The 18709-nt window shown below is 47.0% G+C and carries 10 protein-coding genes; 9 read left to right on the top strand and 1 reads right to left on the bottom strand.

What is annotated here, in order from left to right:
* Window positions 1-234 precede the first annotated feature (234 nt).
* From Pan241w_RS27690 to Pan241w_RS27730, 9 genes are all read left to right on the top strand, one after another.
* On the top strand, window positions 235-2616 hold the full coding sequence (locus Pan241w_RS27690) for a trypsin-like peptidase domain-containing protein (protein ID WP_198000191.1): 2382 nt from the start codon (window positions 235-237) through the stop codon (window positions 2614-2616).
* Between the two features lie 575 nt (window positions 2617-3191).
* Entirely contained in the window at window positions 3192-4373 is a 1182-nt protein-coding gene (locus Pan241w_RS27695) for a hypothetical protein (protein ID WP_198000192.1), read from the top strand.
* 600 nt (window positions 4374-4973) lie between these two features.
* Window positions 4974-6134 (top strand): cysteine peptidase family C39 domain-containing protein, encoded by a 1161-nt coding sequence (locus Pan241w_RS27700; RefSeq protein WP_198000193.1) that lies wholly within the window; start codon window positions 4974-4976, stop codon window positions 6132-6134.
* Between the two features lie 85 nt (window positions 6135-6219).
* On the top strand, window positions 6220-7476 hold the full coding sequence (locus tag Pan241w_RS27705; RefSeq protein WP_145222545.1) for a hypothetical protein: 1257 nt from the start codon (window positions 6220-6222) through the stop codon (window positions 7474-7476).
* Window position 7477: 1 nt separating this feature from the next.
* Window positions 7478-8596: a hypothetical protein gene (locus tag Pan241w_RS27710; protein ID WP_145222547.1), complete on the top strand. Its 1119-nt coding sequence runs from the start codon at window positions 7478-7480 to the stop codon at window positions 8594-8596.
* A 492-nt stretch (window positions 8597-9088) separates the two neighbouring features.
* Window positions 9089-10066 carry a DUF1559 domain-containing protein gene (locus Pan241w_RS27715; protein WP_145222549.1) on the top strand — a complete coding sequence of 326 codons (978 nt, stop codon included), beginning with the start codon at window positions 9089-9091 and terminating at the stop codon, window positions 10064-10066.
* A gap of 63 nt (window positions 10067-10129) precedes the next feature.
* Entirely contained in the window at window positions 10130-11179 is a 1050-nt protein-coding gene (locus tag Pan241w_RS27720; protein ID WP_145222551.1) for an EF-hand domain-containing protein, read from the top strand.
* A 198-nt stretch (window positions 11180-11377) separates the two neighbouring features.
* Entirely contained in the window at window positions 11378-16447 is a 5070-nt protein-coding gene (locus Pan241w_RS27725) for an EF-hand domain-containing protein (protein WP_145222553.1), read from the top strand.
* A 59-nt stretch (window positions 16448-16506) separates the two neighbouring features.
* Window positions 16507-17706: a formylglycine-generating enzyme family protein gene (locus tag Pan241w_RS27730; RefSeq protein ID WP_145222555.1), complete on the top strand. Its 1200-nt coding sequence runs from the start codon at window positions 16507-16509 to the stop codon at window positions 17704-17706.
* Window positions 17707-17747: 41 nt separating this feature from the next.
* Here the strand turns inward: Pan241w_RS27730 and Pan241w_RS27735 are convergent, their stop codons facing one another.
* On the bottom strand, window positions 17748-18653 hold the full coding sequence (locus tag Pan241w_RS27735) for a glycosyltransferase family 2 protein (protein WP_198000194.1): 906 nt from the start codon (window positions 18651-18653) through the stop codon (window positions 17748-17750).
* Between the last annotated feature and the right edge of the window lie 56 nt (window positions 18654-18709).

Below are 18709 nucleotides of genomic sequence, written 5' to 3' on the forward strand. Positions count from 1 at the left end.
GCATATGGTGATCATTCGTGTCAATAACCTGCACTGGATCCGCCAGTTCCTTGTATCTTTAGATTTGTCGCTGATTGATTCTGGTTTCAGGATGAAGCATAGGTCGTTCAACCCCGTTTTACCGTAGCCGAACTCGCAAGAGATAGGGGCGTCGCCCGCAAAGAGAAGATGACCGAAGTGCTACACTTCGACACTGGGTTCTCCAACCGTAACAAAACTGAAAGCAGCTGCCCCATGAGAGTTCATAGCTTTACTTTTCGACTTACATTCTGTTGGGGACTCCTTCTGATCTCTACGCTAACCTGCTTCACTGCGGAGTGGGTACACGCTGATGATACAAAACACTTCGTCACAGACGAAAAAGCGAACTCGATCTCTGCCGCGATGGAGTCGTCTTTAGGAGGCCTGCCGAAACTCTACGAGTCAGTCAGCGAGTCGATCGTGCGAGTCGAAAGGACGGGCTCAGACGTGACCGGAGTCATTGTATCAACGGAAGGGCACATCGTAGTCGGGAACGGTTTCGCGTTGGTGAATGGTATCGGTTCGAATGACGTAAAAGTCCATTTGCGCGATGGCCGAACCGTCACCGCGACGGCCTCTGGTTGGTCGCTTGAATGGAGACTCGCCGTTCTGAAGATCAAGGAAGAGGGCCCGTGGCCGGCGATCAAACTGGGAACAACAAAAAACTTGAAAGCCGGAGCGCCTTGTCTGGTGATCGGCTACGCACCGCGCGGCGACACGAATTTCGATTCGTCGCCGACGGCAAGGTTTGGGTTCATTGACCGTAGTGTACCAACTCGCTGGTTCACAACAACGTGTTTTTCGGGATCTTTCGAGCGCCCGGCAGTCGTTGGCATGGATGGCCGCTTACTCGGAATTAACACCTGCGAAGTGGATACACAGAACTACGCGACCACTGTCGATGTAGTTGCCGCCCATCGCGATGACCTGTTTGCGGGAAAGAGCCTCGATTGGGTGCGGTTTCCGCCCGCTCCCGATTCGATCTACCGCACTGGTGTCGGCGAACACCCTGAGCTGCTGAGAATGAGGAAGACGGATGATGTCCTGGGCAAAGCAAAGCCGCCGACGCGCATGAGCGATTCCCAGTTGTCAAAGGTCAGGCAGATTGCGAAGCAAACAACGGTGCGACTGGTCTCGAAAGATCAACTTACCTACGACGGAGAAGCGGATGACCGCTGGAGCGGCGTCATTGTTTCGGAGGACGGCTACATCCTGACTTGTGGTCACGCCTGTCAGTTGCCGGGGGACCAGTTCACGGTTCGTCTGTCGGACGGACGCGATGCTGAGGGAGTCGCGCTGGGCAGTAATCCGATCACGGATATCGGTCTTGTGAAGATCACAACACCGGGTTCGTGGCCATTCGCAGAGATTGCCGCGTCGTCGACATTGAAACCGGGCGATCCGCTCGTCGTCGCCGGGTATCCGGCCTTGGATACGCAGGGGAACTGGACCACAGAACGATTACCGCAGATTGACACCACGGCTGTGAAACACCCGCTGTACCTGTTGTGGTACCGAGAACTCAACAACCGACTCGATTATTTCGGTCAAGGTGGAATGTCGGGAGGGGGCGTGTTCAACGAACAGGGTTGCTATGTCGCTGTCTACAACGGATCAGGGCACACCCGTTCCGAACTCGCCAGGCTGCAATGGGATGACTTGCAGCGAATTGAGTCGATCGACACCGCGATTGGATTGCCACATCCTCTGAAAAAACGTTTCGTCGCGCCGCGGAAGGCGGTTGCTCAATCGGTTGTGGAACTCCTGGTTGATTCCAAACTGGTCAGCATTGGAACCATCGTTGATGCTGACGGATGGATTCTTACCAAGGCGAGCGTTCTGGACGGAAAGGTGAGTTGCCGATTGCCCGACCAATCTGTCGTCATCGCTGAAAAACGGGCAGAGTCACAAGAGCATGACCTTGCCTTGTTGAAGGTCGACGTTGGCGACCTTGCTGCGGCCGCGTTTTCCGACAAAGAGCCGCCAACCATGACACAACTTCTGTGTGCAGTTGGTCCACGTCAAATTCTCAAGCCGGGAATCGTGTCGGTCGAAACGCGCGCGATTCCACCCGAACCTCGTTGGAAGGGTGACGCCACAGAAGATACACCAGACGGAGTGATGATATCCCGTTTGACTGACCTGAGTACAATCGGGACGAAGTTCCAACGCGGTGACATCATCGTCTCCATCAACGGTCATTCGACTCCCAATGTTGCCACGTTGAGTCAAGTTTTAGAAACAAGCCTCGCTGGATATTACACAGGTGACTTGGTTTCGGTCGCACTTCGTCGCAAGGGGGCACCCCTGAATGTTCTGACAACTCTACCGCCCGCCACCGGCTTGGTTTATTGGATGATGGGCGAGCACGCGACACCGAGACGATCCGGTTTCGCTACGGTCTTTGATACCGATATCGCACTTTGCCAGCGACAAGTGGGCGGCCCCGTGATTGACGTTGAAGGCCGCATCCGCGGCATCGCTATCGCCAGTCGAGGCCGCGACGAAACACGGCGTGGCCCGACGTCCGTCCTGCCGAGTCACATCGTCAAACGCGTGACAAGGCAACTCATGGCTGAGGCAACTTCCAAATAACGGTCCTGTAGCATTCATCCGCACGGGGATTCACTGAGGCACAGTGCAGCAACTGATCACTTTATTGAATTCTTGCATCCCGACCTTTTTTGAGTCGGAGCTTGTAGTGGGCAGTCTTCACTGGAACGATGACAAGTCACTCCTGGTAAAGCGGCAGATTTGTAGAACTCTCGAAACTATGAAAGCAACCGAATCCATTTTTCGTAAATGAATTCTCGTCCAAGGTATAAGACAGATTCTCGTTCGCTCTTCGCCTTGGATACATTGAATTGGAATCATCAAGCATGATTTTTTCTATTTAGAACGCAGATACTTTTTTTTAGATTCTACGTTTTTCACTTGAGTTTATGAAAAAAGTTCCATATGGTGTAAACTGCACTGTTGTATTTGCTGCATCTTTGTATTCATTGCAATAGTGGCATTTAGTCATGTTTAAGTTTTCTGTTATTCTTTTCATCAGTTACATTTACAGGTAATACCGCTCCACACTCTCATCCAATACGTGAACGGTTATGGAAAAGGGACTGTTGTGTAGTGACTCACATTGAGTAGGCAGTTGCCTGCATGGGAGAGAAATGTTGATGCTACGATATCGCACGAATACGCTCTTCCTTATATGCACTTCTTGTGGGGTGGTTGGCTCTTTGGGACTCGTTTTCGCTTCTCTGTTCTCCATTTCGTCTGCAACAAAAGCCGTGCCAGAACGTTCTTCGCATCTACCAGCCGAATTGGTCGAGATGCTGGGACGTAGTCCTGTCGTAGTTGAGTTTGATCGGATGGCGATCGATCTTCCATGTGACCGTGAAGAATTGAGTCGTTACATTTCGTTGCTTTCAGCACCAGGGCCAACAGAAACTGCGTCACCATCTCGAAGCCGTAAGTTTCATACTGGTCGCCTAGTAGCTATTTCTGGTGGAACACCTGAATGGATTGTCAAACGCCAACCAAACGAGGTGAATTATGTCAAACTTGGCTCAGAAGATTATCTGCCTACTTGGCGAGGCCTAGAGGCAGTGGCGATGGCCAATGGTGATCGGAGTGAGCATCGCGACCAAACTCTTTCCACCTTGGCGGAATTAGACGTTGCATTGAACTGTAGAATTGAGACCAGGGAGGGAAGTCGCCTCGTTGCCGACCTTCTTACCACTTCTATCAGTGAGTTTCACTTAGATCAAAAAGAGATCTCTTGGACGGCGTCTGCCATTGCGAGTTACCTTCCGCCTCAGACGGTCTGGTGGAACCGGTATGGCGAAGAATTCTCATTCGACACCGTGGTCCAGGAAATGATGGGGAGGAAGCTGAATCGTGAATCGTGTCGAGGTCTGCATTTAGTCATGACGTTGACCAAAATTTTGAGGATCGACCGAAAGGGAAGGATTCTTGCTCCCGAGGTCCGTGAATCTCTCAACACATATCTCCATGGCAAATTGGCCGAAGCGGTTGAAGCTCAGCTTGAAGATGGGGCATGGCCTATGCTGTGGTCCCAGTCCGGTTTTTCGGATGTTTTTGAATATACCCCCGAAGGTAGCAATGTTAATCGCGTTCTGGTAACCGGACATATGCTTGAATGGTTTCATATGCTGCCCAAAGACATTAAGCCTCCGATTAAGGTTGTGCAAGCTGGAAGTCTTTGGATGCTAAATAATCTACGGTCAGTGCCAGAGGAGACCGTCAACAAACATTTTTGTCCGTACACGCATGCCGTGCTTTCACTCTATATTGCCCGGTTTCTGGATAACGATCGGCACGGCACGTGAAAAGGGAATTGGGCAACCATTACTTTTGCGAAGGAGAGTTCAATGAGACAGTTACTTTTTAAGGGCGCGTTGGTCGCGCCGTTACTCATGGGGATGGCCGTCCTTGGTTTTGGAAACTCACCGGGCGACATTCGATTGCCAGGACGTGAAGTGAATTCGATCGAAGCCAGCATGCTCAAAGGCGGAGCTTGCGGCGGGTATGTCAGCAACGACTGCATTGCATGCACCGGAAAAAGGGCTAAGTTATCTGGCGGCGGAGGAAAATCTACGTCTACCGGCGGTGGTTGTGCATCCACCTGTAGCTCTAACACCGCTACCAACGCTTGCTCAGGCGGTTGACCTAATCTCGGAATGTGAGATTGTGCGAAAGAGGGGTGGCAGAGTAGGCTGACCTTCTATGAGGCCTCCTTCCATAAAGGAATGGATGAGGCCTCTTTTCGCGAACATCATTTCACTCCACAACGGGGTGCATTACGTGGATTACACTTTTTTCGAAAGAGCCTCATGTTTTGCCAAGTCCAATTCGCTCTGTGTTACCTTTTTAAATGGAAGGAGCCCTCGTTTCGGTGCCATTTGCATTTGTTAAGAATCATATGCCTTGTGATTGCAGTTGTTGCATCAACGCCCCGGATCACTGATTCCAGCGAACGGATAACTCAAGCTCAGGCGAAGAAAGAGCAATATGCTTGCGGTGCCCGCGCCGCCTTTGTTCTAACTAGAATGCTCGGACGGGATGCGTCATACGAGACCGCACTCAAATACGCCCCGCCCTCGGAACAGGGAGCTTCTCTGGAGGATGTGAGAAATGCATTACTTGCGCACGGAGTACAATGTGCCGTCCTTCGGCTGCAGCTTACAGATCTGTCATCGGTACCTTATCCGTTCATTTTGCATGTGAACCATAGAGGTGGCCTTGATGTCGGTCATTTTTACCTACTGACAGGAGTCGACAAAGTTGGCCTGCATACGTACGACCCGGTGACGAGCCTGAAGCGGCATTGGCCGTGGCGAAGCGTTGTGGATGTGTGGAGTGGATACGCAATCGTGCCTACGCGAACGACTACGGGGAATGACCAAACGATCTTGTCTTATTTGCTCGGTATCCATCTGCTCGTGGTCGCTTTTGTTGTTGTGGCGCTCCGGTGGAACATCAAGTCCGGGCTAATATATCTGACTGGAAGGCGGAGTTTCGTCACATCCTCCATCATACTCATTGTTGGACTATTGCCCCCAGTTGACACTGCCGCGGAAGAACCCTTAAGATCAAATCTGAACGATGGAGCGAATGCGGCAGCCCTTCTCGCTGGAATCTACGGCGTTGAGATACCGCCCGGTGAGGCGGCAGAGACCGCCCCTGTTGATTCACTCAAAGGGATTCAATTGCGACTTGAGGACAAGGGCGTGTCTACCAGTATTCGGCTTCTTAGCTATCCAGAACTGGTTTCATGTGCTCGCCCCTGCGTCGTGCCATTAAGATTTGATAACACGGAAAAGACATCGTTTTGCGTTTTTGTCCAATCAAGCGATGCCGACGTTCATCTCGTCGAAGCTGGCCCGTTGTTAGTGCGAACAATGTCCATTGATGATTTTCGAAGATACTGGACTGGATATGCCGTTTTCGGCAAGGTTCCTGAAAGTCATTATGGAGATTTGTGCGGCTGGGCCCTGTTTGGTTTTGGCCTGCCGCTTTCCGGTTACTTGATCATTATCTATGGGCGACAGTTGCTTGACCGTCGTCTTTTGCCAGTAAGAGACCTGTAACTAGTATCATCTACATTTTGCATAGGATGAGAAACATGGCAGCAATGCAATTGCGAGACAAACACGATAGATTTGGAGGATTCTGATGAGAGTCGCAACGGTATTTTTTGTAGCTTTCTTAGTAATAGCATCAAGCAGGGGCGATGACTCGTCGCCACCGAAGCTTCCGTCGGATGCTCAAACATCGCTCGAAAAGAATGCATCACTGTTTTCCAACGTCTTAATTACCGGTGAGATTCATCGTCGGCTCCTTGCTCCCGTTGAAACAGTTCTGAAAAAATTTGATACGACAGAATCCAAGGCGGACTTCACAAAAACGCTGCATTTCGAGCTACGGTTTCAAGGCCCGCTGTTTCGCGAGTCAACTAAACATCCTACAGGAAAAAGTTACACACACGATTTGCTTCACGAAATCTCATTCGATGGCACCCAATACAGAATTGGATATAAAGAGCTCAAATCGCTTTCCAACAGCAGCATTTCTATTTATACCCCAAGTATTGCGACAGAATACGGTAAGCTGCACGACCGGGCGAACTCTTTAGCCAGGATGGAGTTCTGGTATCTTCGTGAGACCGGTTTCTCTGGTCCAAAAACATTAGCTTCTTTAGGTCAGCCTGTTGTATCGACTATTTTAAACGCCGAAGACCATCAAAAGATTGTTTCAGTCAGTGAGGTCGCTAGCGGAAGTGAGACATTTCTCGAGGTCATCATCGAACAACCGGAACCTTGGCAAAGCGCGGAAACTTTTGACATCGAGACGCATCCACCATTCGTGGAACTGCTAAATGGCACTGATATCCTGCAGATGCGGATGGAAAGAGAACGCCGCCAGCTTGCGGGCAAGGACCGCGTAATTCGCTTCTGGCTGAATAGTGCGCACGGATACGCCGTGGAGGAGAAATGGGAGTTGAGAAAGGAAACCGGTGAAACGATGTTTCACACGAAGAACTCGGATTTTGTCCAGGTTACTCCTGACGGTGTCTGGATGCCGAAGCGTTGTGTCGTTGAATCCCATGCCTACTACACGGCGCCATTGTTCATTTCGCCTGACCCGTTGTATGAGACTGTGATTCAGATGGATCAATGTGAACCGGGTGATTTTGATGAGGACCAGTTTCGCATTTGGTATGACACTCCTGGCGCTGAGGTGACAGACTGGACGAGTCCGAAAGCAACCCTTAAAAAAGCAGAGAGATATTCAGTTCCTGCTTCACTTGATGATTTAACAGGCAAATCTTCAGGGCTTGTGCGTTGGCTTGTGATACTGAATATTCTCTTTATCGCAGGATGGGTAGGATGGTGGTATTCACAATCGCGAAAGAAACGGTCGGAGGACTGATATGCTCGCCATCTATCTTGTGACCGCTTTTTTGACGGGCGCGCCAGAAGCTGACGCCAATATCACCGTCAATCAGCCAGTTATTGATGTCGATGCTCCTCTAGCAGATCAGTTGGCACTCAGGTTAATCCGTCATCACGATGCGCTGACCGCTGTTTCTCTGGTATACACTTCGGTATCAGAAAGACGCAATGACCAGCCGGAAGGAGCTTATTGGCGGAGAGCTATATCTGTCAGTGAAACGGGGATGTTTAGGAGCGACAACAGCCACGGACATAAGCGACGGCCGTGGCAGTACGATCCCTCCAGAAAAACGCTGGTTATCACACCTTCGGAATCGACACTGCTGGAGAATCTCAATCGTTCCATGGTCATGCTCGATTATGATACGAGTGAAGCTCCCAATTACATACGGGGAGAAAACTTCTTCGAGGTATTGGGCTGGTGGCCCTTTATCAAATGGCCACCTCCTCAATGGCACGGCCATGCTTACTCGATGCGTGCGATGTTGAACGAAGGATCTTATCGGCTGCTTCCAGAGAAGGAAGTCGTTGGATCAAAGCCATGTTATACTTTGATCGTTAACGACGTACTGACGGTGTGGTGCGATTGCGATCGGCCAGAATGTGTTCTAAAAAGCGAAATATACGATCCCACAACGAAGGTGCTTGATTCGAAATTTGAAATGAGGAAATACGAGGAAGTCGGCGATAACATCTGGTTGCCGAAACAGTTTCGATTTATACGCTTAGACTCGCATGCGCATACACCTCAACTTCGCGAGAAGGTGGTTTTTGACAAAACATTTCTGGTCAGTGATATTAAGATAAATGAAGATGTTGAAATGTCAATCTTTCGCCAGGAATACGCTCCCGGGACCGTGCAAGTAATAGGCACACAGGAAGAAACCCGATACGAGCCTGTCGTAAATGGCCAGCTTAACCACTTCAATTCAATTTTGAATTGGTGCCGTTTTTGTTCGTTAGAAGAGAAAGCGAAACAAAATAGCCCATGGTACGATCGTCTTTTGATATTTGTGCTGTGCTTTCTGGTTGGCTCCTTTTTAGTGAGCCGCCGTTTTCTCCGTATCGCATGCAAGCGAAGTGATAACTCTAGATGACTCTAATTCATGAGAGATTACCCATGGCACATCATGATGTAACCATTGATGTCCCATCTCGGCCGCTTGGTCGTGCCGGTGAGACGTTCAAGGTGAAACGCAACAACTGGTTGAGTGACCGGAGTTCGTTCCGATCGTGCTTTCCGACGCTCAGTCCGACTGGAGCCATTTTCGTGAAGGCCCCTCCGCCTACCCCAAATGGGTTATCGGTAGAAGCTTTATCTAGGCCAATGGAATGGATGCGACTCCCGTACCGGTGCCCGAAAATTACCTGCGAGGCATCGATCTGCAAAAGCTCGATTTTGAACGGGGAAAGGAGTCATACCTCAAGGGGCACGCTACTTTCCTTTGAAAATTTTGCCAACCTGTCATTTTGTAAGTGCAATTCTATACAAAAGAGGCTACTATACACTAGTTGCGATTATTGTTATGGTGAAATGTGCCGACGTTAATAACGAAGAATAAGAATCCCTTTTTGAAAGACTTGTTTCTTTGGCGTTTCAGCAGAATAAAACGAGCCGTGGTGGTTTTACCCTGATCGAATTATTAGTGGTGATCAGTATTATTGCGATTTTAGTTGCTCTCATTCTGCCAGCTGTACAGCAGGCCCGGGAAGCCGCCCGCAAAACTCAGTGTCGCAATCATCTCAAGCAGCTGGCACTCGCTTTACACAGTTACCATGACTCACATCAGGTCTTTCCACCCGGTGGGGTTGCCATTGATCCTGCGAATCACGTTGTGATTTGCGCTTCCGGAATCGGCTTTGGTGCCATTGATGTCTGGGCAGAAGCTTCCGCAGGCGCGGGAAAGCAGGGGACCAGTTGGATGCTGCATATTCTGCCCTATATCGATCAAGCCAATCGCTACAATCAATGGGATTTTACGAAGAGTGTTTCCGATAATGCCGCAGTTGCAGAACGGAATATTCCGATCTTCTATTGTCCTTCCCGGCGAAACGGAATCAGGAACAATGATATTGCGATCATGTTTCAGAACTGGAGCGCTGGCGGCAATGACTACGGAGGCTGTGTCGGCGGATGCAATGGCTGGCATGACTGTGGAGCTCACGAGAGCTGGATTGTACCAGATGGCAATCGCCCGGCCGGGCCGTGCAAAGGCATCTTTCAGGTCAACTCAAACATTCGGATGGCTCATATCACAGATGGAACCAGTAATACATTTATGCTGGGAGAACTGCAGCGTCTCAACGAAGGGACAGACAATACAACGAGCCGTGATGGCTGGGCAGTAGGCGCTGTCTCTGTCATGTTTTCCAGTTGCAGTAACGGAACCGAGTGTGATGGGCCGAACGGGGCTCACTTTGAAGATATGGGGAGCGAGCATGTGGGTGGTGCCTTTGTTGCACTGGCTGATGGGTCTGTGCATTTCATTAGCAATTCGATTAACCAGACGATACTAAGATATCTTGGCAGCATTGCCGGCGATGGCCCCTCAAACTTTACTCAATAAGCAATGCAATTGTTTTGAATACCGAAGAACTAACGTAAGCAGGGATCAACTGGAGGGAGAGAGATGAAATCAAGCGTTTCAATTTCATTAATGTTCTTCTTATTGTCGTCGGTTCCATGTTTTAGCGCAGATCCTGCGAAAAAAGAAAAGCAGCCCAAAAAAACGCAGCGCGAGCTTGTCTTTGAAAGAATGGACACAGATCACGACGGTCTGATGGACATTTCCGAGTATCTGGCAGGCAGCATTGGTAAGGTTGCTGATACCAAGGACAAAGAATTTACCAAGTGGGATCTTGATAAAGATCGCCGACTCACTTTTGAGGAATTTCGCAAGCGTGGTTTCGTGCCTTCCAAGAATCATAAGCCAAATCATAAACTCGAATTCAAACGGCGTGATCGGAATCGGGACCAGAAGCTGAGTCTGCAGGAGTTTATGCTCAAAGTCCCTCAAGATGCACTACGATGGCGACGCATGTTGTTTTTCCGGTCCGATTTGAATGAAGATCTCTCATTAACATTTGAGGAATATATCGATCGTGGAGCAGGGCGGTTGCTAAGCCCTCAATTCCTGTTTTTTCAACGGGATTTTAATGATAACGAGGCGCTTTCTGCGGAGGAATTTCTATTTGGCATTAAACCACCGGAGCGAATTCAGCAAGCCCAGACGCTGTTTGCTTTGCACGATTACAATAGTGATGGAGTGCTCTCTTTTAAAGAATACCGCGTGACTCCTTATGCACGGCCTGACTTACAGGCTCATTTTGCGGGCCGTGACCAGGATGACAACAATAAGCTTGATGTGCGTGAGTTAACGTTATTTTATCCACCGCGTGCTTCGAACTGGATGTCAAAAAGTTTTCGCCAATTTGACACAAACAACGATCAGTTTTTGGATTGGGAAGAGTACCAGGCGCGTGATCTCGAATTGAAACGCCGCCACAAGCTAGCAAATTCCTGGTCGATGGAAGAATGGTTTACGGGGAGTATTCTCATCGTCGATGGACTGCTTGTGTTTGCTTTTGTTTTCTGGCTGGGGAAGCGCCGACAGAAAGCTTCTGCTAAGACATCGAAAGCTTTCGTTGCTTCCAGTCAGTCTGGAGCAACAAAGGCTTGACTCAATCACAACGACAATCAATCTGGTTTCTATTTGATGAAGATTTTCAGTGTATGACGTTAAATATCTGGTAATACACGATGTTTGAGAATCAGATTGTCTCAGAGGAATCGAAAGCTGCCGAGTGACTTTAATTGACCATCTCGATCTTTAGAAATGTTCAATTCAAGTACCTTTGATAACACATGGATATGAATCATGAATTTACAACACTATCTTGGCATCGCTGTGCGGCTGTTTGCTGTTGCTGGAATTTATTTTAGTGATTCTGGATTGTGTAGTGCGCAAACAGAATCGCCCCTCATTGCGCTCAAGCCTGGCCAGCCAATTTATGAATCTCTGTTTCTCAGAGTTGACAAGAATGAAGATGGCCGTGTTTCCCTGAAGGAATATCAAGGGGCTGCCAAAAATAATGAGCTTATACAACGTAGTGCGCAATTTAAACGGCATTACGAGAATAATGACGGGGGTCTTACACGGAATGAATTTAAGTACGCTCCCCTGGCACGTCCTACGAAAGCACTACGTTTTGAATGGAAAGATCAAAATCGTGATCAGAAACTGAGTTTGAGTGAGATTCTGCGTGGAGAATCGGATCGTTGGTCTGCACTCGTGCGACGTATTTCAGTGCTGTACGATGCGAATCAAGATGGGAGCCTTTCTTTTTCTGAATGGGAGAAATCTCCTGATTGTATTCGGGAACTGGGAAATCTCTTAATGAAGCCCAGAGATCTCGATGGTGACGACCGTATCAGTCTACAGGAGATATTAGATGGCGTTGATCCCCAGTTCGTGAAAGGTCTGACGGCTCATGTGGGGATATTTGATCTGAATCATGACCGGTTCCTCGGCCGTGACGAATTCCCCGTTAATACAAATCTGTTTGACGGTACGACAATGCTTTGGGGAGGCAATCCTCAGGTCATCTTTAATCGCCTCGATCACGATGAGAATCATTCGCTCGACGGGAAGGAATTCAAGGAATATGAATTTCCTGAATATGTAAATAAGAATGAAAACACACTCGCTCGTTTTCACATGTTTCAAGCGAACGCGGAAAAGATTTTTCGCCGCTTCGACCAGGACCAAAATCATCAATTGAGTCTGGATGAGTTCAGTCCGCCTGTTGATTTATTATTTGCGAGGCTCGATCACGATCAAAATGCCCGCCTCAGTCTGAATGAATATCGAATTTGGATTTCAAAGAAAGTACCGCTGCAGCAAGTAGAGTATGATTTTAACCTCTATGATCAAGATCACGACCAGTTTCTTTCTCTCGATGAATTCAAAGTCACTCCATTATTTTATCCCAGTGATAAAGTTTTTTTTGGATTTCTCGACCTCGACAATAGCAAGACTCTTTCGCTTCTGGAATTTCAAAGACAAAAGCCTGAAACCTCGTCCGCCGACTTAAAATGGAACTTTCACCACTATGACGCTGATAACGATGATGAACTCAGTCTACAAGAATATCGTGATCGTGGTGTGGGCGTTGAATTGGATTCCATTACTTTGTTTAAGCAGAAGGATAGCGACGGAAATGGAAAGTTGACTCAAAAAGAGTTTATTCTCCGGATTAAATCAAAGCAGGAGATCGACTGGGCTCTCAAAACTTTTTCAGTTGCGGATGAAAATAAAGATGAATTATTAACCCCCGCAGAATTTAAATTGAGTCCGATTGGGCGCCCCGATGTCCTTTCAAAATTACAATACTATGATTTAGATAAGAATGGGAATCTTTCTTTCAAGGAGTGGGTGGCAACAAAGGCCTATCCGAACCCTGATTTATATCAATCCATGTTTGCGCTTTACGATACGAATCAGAATGCTCAACTTGAAATTGAAGAATTCAAGTATACTCCTTTAGGAGGGCCGTCCAGCGAAATGCGCTTTGAGTGGAAAGATGTCAACAAGGATGGCCGGTTAACGCAAGAAGAAGTATTGCGGGGGGAATATTTCCGCCTGTCAGCCTTTATGCGACACGTGCATGCGCGATTTGATTCGAATAAAGATGCTTTGCTTTCCTATTCTGAATGGGAAAATTCACCTGCCCATCTTCTACGATTTAGGGATCTCTTGTTAGGCGTGAGAGACCTTGATGGCGATGATCAGATTAGCCTGAAAGATTGTCTAGGGACTCACACTGGGAACAATGCAGCTTTAATCACAAAGTACTTTGGTGCATTTGATGTCAATCAAGACAAATTCCTGCAGCGATCTGAATTCCCCATAATTACGGATTTGTTTAATGGGACGAGCCTCTTATTTAGAGAAGACTATCAAGCTGTTTTCTCAAATCTCGATATCGATCAGAATGGTTCGATCAGTCGGAAAGAGTTTAAGGGACGCCAGTTGACAACAGGTCAACAGAAACAGGCCTGGGCCATTAATCGGAAAAAAGCATTTCTCAAATATGCCGATCAAACATTTGACCGACTCGATTCCAATAAAGATCAGCAACTCAGTTTAGATGAATTCACCCCATCCCAAGAGTTACTCTTTTCTCGGGTTGATGTTGATCAGGATCGTCGTTTGAGTATATCAGAACTGGCACTGATACTTTCTGGCTTGGATTCCAGGGACTTGGAATACGACTTTAATTTACATGATCAAAATAAAGATGCTGCACTTTCTCAAACAGAGTTTTCCCGCTTCAGTTATTTTTATCCCGATCGAAGCAAGCTGTTTTCTCTATTTGACAGAGATCAAAATTCGAAACTGAGTCTGTCAGAGTTTCAAGCACAAAAACCCACTGCTCATGCAGCTGATCTGAAACGTACATTTCATCAATACGACGCTAATAACGATGATCATCTGAATCGGGATGAATTTAAGAATCAGGGAGTTGGTTTGGAACGGGATTCGATTACTGTTTTTAATGAAAAAGATACGAATGGAGACAAAAAACTCTCTGCTGACGAATTTTTATTTGGAAAACGGGATCAGGAAATCGAAGGAGCAACTAAGAATTTCAAACAGGCTGACACAGATCAGGACCAATATTTGACTGCTGTCGAATTCAAATTGACACCAGCTGGACGGCCGGATGCCCTCTCAAAACTGGAATATCTGGATACCAACGGCGATGGTTCATTGTCACTGGTTGAATTTAATTCAAATCATAAATATCGGCAACTAATGTTTATGGGCTTTATTTTTGATCGCTTCGACCAGAATCAAGATGGGCAGCTTAGTTTGGAAGAATTCAGAAAAACTCCAGTTGCACAACCCATTGGTCTTTTGGGGATACCAGATAAAAATAGAGACCGCAAATTAAATTTATCTGATTTCACAAGCAACAATTCCGGAAAACGACTTAAGTTGGCTAAATTCTATTTTTCCCAATTTGATGTCAATCAAGATGGCTGGCTTCGTCATGATGAGTTTCCTGTCCCTGTTGATCCGACGATTCCGAAATACTCGATTCTTTATGATTCTGAGATGGCATTTCTTCGTTTAGACACTGATGGAGATCAGTTGCTAAGTTTAGAGGAATTTCGTAACCGTCAGACGCCTAATGACCCCTGGTCGAAAACAGAATATGAAGATTGGCTCAAATCAGCAGATGACCTTTTTGCGAAACGAGATCTAAATCACGACAACAAGTTGTCAGTCAAAGAATTTTCATCAGAAACACCACTGGCAAATTGGATCATTGCAGATGGAGAAATCTTACATTCCATACCGGAAATCATGTTTCATGAATGGTCATTCTTCTCCATGGACCGTAATAAAGATCATCAACTAAGTGAAGAAGAATATCTTAGAAATAAACCCCAGAAAATTATTGAAAAAGTGAAAGAACAATTTCAGCAGGTCGATTTTGATAAAAATAAATCCCTGACTTTCGAAGAATATAAATATCATCCCAGTACGCTTTATATCCCGTGGGAGGATTTCTGGTGGCGCGACAAAAATCATGATCATTTTCTGGATGCTGAGGAATTCAGCGTTCGGTACTATCGCACTTATCCGATATTAGGGCAGCGCACACTGGAAGCCTTTGATACGAATAAAGATGGCAAATTGAGTTATACCGAGTTTCGAAAGACCCCCGATGCCAATCCAATCGGGCTCTCTATTTCACGAGTGAGAGACAATAACAACGATGGGAAAGTTGAACTGAAAGAATTTGCGGGCATGTTGGACGGAGGTGCCAAACTTCTGGCTGAAGAGCATTTCGCCGTTTATGACCGTGATAAAAATGGAGAACTGAGTTGGGCTGAGTTTTCTTATCGACTTGATAACACCTCATTTCCAACACCAGCAATATTTGCATACTATGACAAAAATCAGGATCAACTTCTCACGTATTCAGAAATGTATCCTGATGAAAAGAAGCAGACTGGTACACCAGGAACTTATGCCTTAACGAATCAAAAACGGTTCCAGACCCTGGACCGAAATCGCGATGGTTTTGTCAACTGGGACGAGTATAAAACCAGTAATCCTGGTACGCGAATGAAAAAAACAAAACAGGGTCCCCGAAATGTTGCGGTTACATTTACAGGTGGGACACCCGCAGCTTGGCTTCGACCTGAAGATCGGCCAGTGCCCCCCAGTGCTATTTCTGTCTTCAAAAACAAGGATAAAGATCACGATTCTCAATTAAGCTTTGCAGAATATCTAGGCCGGCATTATTCTCCCCAATCCGAAGCCGCTGCCAAAACCATATTTGCACATTTTAATCGTGATTCGGATGAGTTTCTGACATTCGACGAATTTAAAGCATGTCCTCTGGCAAACCCGGATGCCGAGACGCTTTTTACAAGCCGGGACCGAAACCAGGACCAGAAAGTCGATCTAAAAGAATTCATTGCCTATCGAACGGGAGCAGGACCTCAAAACTATCTGGGAGAAATATTCAAGCGGTTTGATGCGAATGGAGACGCTACGCTTGACTTAGACGAATTCAAGGCAACGCCTGATGCGAAACCAACAAGTGATATCGTGTTGCCCACGAGAGACATGAATGGCGACGGAAAACTTGATATATCAGAATTTAGCGATGTCCCCACAGATAAACCCTCTCAAACACTCCAGACACAGTTTGAGTGGCTCGATTTGAATCACGACGGATTCTTGACACTGGCCGAGTTAAAGTTGAACGACCCGATTGTTCCGACTCCCCCTCCTGCCGTCGCAAATCTGAATTCAAATCCTTCGTGGTTGGTATCTAAAAACATGATGATTATCCTTGGAGTCTGTTTAGCGATAGGCCTTTTGTATCTCGTTTACAAAGCCGGGAAGATGAGCGCAGCGCGTTAAGTGGAGAAGGTTTCTACGTGAAGTCGGTGGAATGCGAAAAATTCGGTGAGGTGTTGTAAATGCAAAATCAAAACGATCTGGATCAAAACAACCTTATTCAGAAGTCCCAATCTGGTCATACCAATAGCGGAAGTAAGACCAGAAAACGTATTATGATCATGGGGCTCATTCTTTTTTTTCTGGGGGATTTGCTCTGTTTCGCCTGGGTAATGCGACCAGAATCGCCAAAAATCCCTTCGCCTGCCATTGCACCATTTTCAGAAGCACAGGCTGCTGCATATCAGTCAGGCTGGGGGATTCATTTAAATATTCCCGAAGAGATGCAAAACTCACTTAAGATGCGTTTTGCCTTGATTCCTCCCGGTACGTTTACCATGGGCGCTGATGCCAATGAAAAAGCAGTCAAGATGCGTGAACAACCTCAACATGAAGTCTCACTTTCGAAGCCGTATTATCTTTGTGTGCATGAAGTCTCTTTGAAAGATTTCAGACAGTTTGTGAAGGACACGAACTATCAGATTGATCCTCGCCGTGATGCAGCAGGAGTGTCCCAGGCAAATCTCAGTGCAGGTAATTGGGTTGAGGACCCATTGCACCCCTGGGAAAAAGTAGGGTTTGATCAGGATGAAACACATCCGGTTGTGAATGTCACATGGTTCGATGCAATGGCTTTTTGCCGCTGGTTGAGCGAAAAAGAGAACCGAACGTATCGTTTACCCTATGAAGCGGAGTGGGAATTTGCCTGTCGGGCAGGGACAGAAACCGTGTTCAACACAGGTAATAGCCTGTGGTACTATGGTCCGATGGAGAATCACTCCGACCAAACGGTGAATCCCGGGCTCATTGTTCACATGCAGGATGCCTCTCCCTGGAAAGATGGATATGCTAATACATCCCCCGTCGGGACGTTTCCTCAAAACCATTTCGGGCTTTTTGATACACATGGTAATGTTCGTGAGTGGTGTATGGACTGGTGTGATGAAGAGTATTATTCGCATTCTCCTAAAGTAGACCCGCGGGGGCCACAAACAGGCTCGTCCCGTGTACTGCGTGGTGGGTGTTGGGGAAGTAACGAGTATTATTGTCGCTCTGGAAGACGAATGGAACGGGCTCCCGGTTCAAGAAATGTGCGCAATGGATTTCGCATTCTTTGCGAAATTAGTCCCGAATCAGAGTTTGGACCTTATGAACATTCTCCTACTCTGCATCGTGATCCCCGTTGGTGGTACGAATCCAAAATTGGAGAAGAAAAAGAATAAACGCATCTTAAACAGGATGAGGTGAGTTCTTGTTGGCTTTATTAACTCTGACGTTGCTTGACGATTAAGTCAGCCAGCATGCCAGCGATGAGAATCATGAGCCCGGCAACAATTAAAATGACGTCGGAATCTGTAATCCCAAAATCTGGTGAAGAAAAAATATGGTAAGACGCCCGCAGAACTCCGATTGTTCCTAGTGAAAATGCCAGTGGTGCCAGAATTCTAAGGGGTCTGAAATAAGTGATGATTCTGAGGACTGTCAGGAAATATTGTAGAGTATCGTGAATGGGATGGAATTTTGATTTACCAATGCGTTTACGGTAATTGACTGGAATGTATTTGACAGAGTGCCCATTACACATGAAAGCGAGTGTCATAGAAGTCACGCAGGAAAAACCATCCGGAATGGCCCAAACGTAATTTCGCATTAGATCCCGTTTGAAAATTTTCAGACCTGTATTCAGATCGGGGATTTTTTTTCCGCTGACAATTTCCGCCAACTTGCGTATGCTCCATTTGATCGGAACCCTCAGGAATTTGATGGTACCTTGCTCGCTGGTTCTCGCGCCATTAACCTGATCATAGTCCGGGAAATATGACAGCAGTTCTGGAAGAGAGCTGGGATCATAGCTCCCATCAGCATCCAGCATGGCAATTAATTTCCCCTGTGATTCACGGATCCCCGTTTTACGGCTGGCACCGGATCCGCCGTTCTCAACACGTTTGACTAAACGAACTCCACTCAGAGAAGCTTTGGCAGCAGTGTTATCACTAGAGCAGTCATCAACAACTAGAATTTCCCAGTTCCCACTCCATTCTGCCATGGCATTTCGGATTTCAGCGATCAGTGACTCAATCGCATTTTCTTCATTGTATGCCGGGAGCAAGATTGTCAGATCCAGGGAAGAATTGTCCGTTTGAGAATTGCAATCAATGATTTCAGGCATTGTGGTTTGCTTTTGAAAAATCTGAATGTTTGTATTATTAGTTATAGACATTTTAC

Origin of the sequence: Gimesia alba, from assembly GCF_007744675.1 — a bacterium.
Classification (GTDB): Bacteria; Planctomycetota; Planctomycetia; order Planctomycetales; family Planctomycetaceae; genus Gimesia; species Gimesia alba.

What these genes read in the sequence shown, in the direction of transcription:
- Pan241w_RS27730 (WP_145222555.1), top strand. Translation starts at nt 16,507, where the DNA reads ATGCAAAATCAAAACGATCTGGATCAAAACAACCTTATTCAGAAGTCC.
- Pan241w_RS27720 (WP_145222551.1), top strand. Translation starts at nt 10,130, where the DNA reads ATGAAATCAAGCGTTTCAATTTCATTAATGTTCTTCTTATTGTCGTCG.
- Pan241w_RS27705 (WP_145222545.1), top strand. Translation starts at nt 6,220, where the DNA reads ATGAGAGTCGCAACGGTATTTTTTGTAGCTTTCTTAGTAATAGCATCA.
- Pan241w_RS27735 (WP_198000194.1), bottom strand. Translation starts at nt 18,653, where the DNA reads ATGCCTGAAATCATTGATTGCAATTCTCAAACGGACAATTCTTCCCTG.
- Pan241w_RS27725 (WP_145222553.1), top strand. Translation starts at nt 11,378, where the DNA reads ATGAATTTACAACACTATCTTGGCATCGCTGTGCGGCTGTTTGCTGTT.
- Pan241w_RS27710 (WP_145222547.1), top strand. Translation starts at nt 7,478, where the DNA reads ATGCTCGCCATCTATCTTGTGACCGCTTTTTTGACGGGCGCGCCAGAA.
- Pan241w_RS27690 (WP_198000191.1), top strand. Translation starts at nt 235, where the DNA reads ATGAGAGTTCATAGCTTTACTTTTCGACTTACATTCTGTTGGGGACTC.
- Pan241w_RS27695 (WP_198000192.1), top strand. Translation starts at nt 3,192, where the DNA reads ATGTTGATGCTACGATATCGCACGAATACGCTCTTCCTTATATGCACT.